1 protein-coding gene is annotated in these 1,830 nt (G+C 51.0%); it reads left to right on the forward strand.

The features are described 5' to 3' along the window. Positions 1–1,830: beta strand repeat-containing protein (locus tag AC1DY0_RS18950; protein ID WP_477190137.1), on the forward strand; the 1,830-nt coding region annotated here is incomplete at both ends.

Genomic DNA, 1,830 nt, shown 5'->3' on the forward strand with positions numbered 1-1,830 from the left:
ATTAATGGAGGACCTTTCGCTTACACAGGTTCGGCTCAAACTCCGGCGACAGTTAGCGTAACGGGTGCGGGAGGATTGAATTTGACCCCACCGGCAGATTATTCGAACAACACCGATGCTGGAACGGCCACGGCAAGTTATACTTATGCGGAAACCGCGAACTATTTGAGCAGCAGCGACAGCAAGACTTTTGAAATCGGCAAGGCGGTTACTACCACCGTGGTTACGATTAATGGAGGACCTTTCACTTACACAGGTTTGGCTCAAACTCCGGCGACAGTTAGCGTAACGGGTGTGGGAGGACTGAATTTAACCCCATCGGCAGATTATTCGAACAACACCGATGCTGGAACGGCCACGGCAAGTTATACTTACGCGGAAACCGCGAACTATTTGAGCAGCAATGACAGCAAGACTTTTGAAATCGGCAAGGCGGTTACTACCACCGTGGTTACGATTAATGGAGGATCTTTCGCTTACACAGGTTCGGCTCAAACTCCGGCGACAGTTAGCGTAACGGGTGCGGGAGGATTGAATTTAACCCCACCGGCAGATTATTTGAACAACACCGATGCTGGAACGGCCACGGCAAGTTATACTTACGCGGAAACCGCGAACTATTTAGGCAGCAGCGACAGCAAGACTTTTGAAATCGGCAAGGCGGTTACTACCACCGTGGTTACGATTAATGGAGGACCTTTCGCTTATACGGGTTCGGCCCAAACTCCGGCGACAGTAAGTGTTGTTGGGGCAGGGGGATTGAATTTGACCCCACCGGCAGATTATTCGAACAACACCGATGCTGGAACGGCCACGGCAAGTTATACTTACGCGGAAACCGCGAACTATTTAGGCAGCAGTGACAGCAAGAATTTTACTATCGGCAAGGCGGTTACTACCACCGTGGTTACTATTAATGGAGGACCTTTCGCTTACACAGGTTCGGCTCAAACTCCGGCGACAGTTAGCGTAACGGGTGCGGGAGGATTGAATTTAACCCCACCGGCAGATTATTCGAACAACACGGATGCGGGAACAGCCACGGCAAGTTACACTTACGCGGAAACCGCGAACTATTTGAGCAGCAGTGACAGCAAGACTTTTGAAATCGGCAAGGCAGTTACTACCACCGTGGTTACGATTAATGGAGGACCTTTCGCTTATACGGGTTCGGCTCAAACTCCGGCGACAGTTAGCGTAACGGGTGCGGGAGGACTGAATTTGACTCCGCCGGCAGATTATTCGAACAACACCGATGCTGGAACGGCCACGGCAAGTTATACTTACGCGGAAACCGCGAACTATTTGAGCAGCAGTGACAGCAAGACTTTTGAAATCGGCAAGGCAGTTACTACCACCGTGGTTACGATTAATGGAGGACCTTTCGCTTATACGGGTTCGGCCCAAACTCCGGCGACAGTAAGTGTTGTTGGGGCAGGGGGATTGAATTTGACCCCGCCGGCAGATTATTCGAACAACACCGATGCTGGAACGGCCACGGCAAGTTACACTTACGCGGAAACCGCGAACTATTTGAGCAGCAGTGACAGCAAGAATTTTACTATCGGCAAGGCAGTTACTACCACCGTGGTTACTATTAATGGAGGACCTTTCGCTTACACAGGTTCGGCTCAAACTCCGGCGACAGTTAGCGTAACGGGTGCGGGAGGATTGAATTTGACCCCACCGGCAGATTATTCGAACAACACCGATGCTGGAACGGCCACGGCAAGTTATACTTATGCGGAAACCGCGAACTATTTGAGCAGCAGCGACAGCAAGACTTTTGAAATCGGCAAGGCGGTTACTACCACCGTGGTTACGATTAAT

The sequence above is a fragment of the Flavobacterium sp. P1_E4 genome (assembly GCF_056405915.1).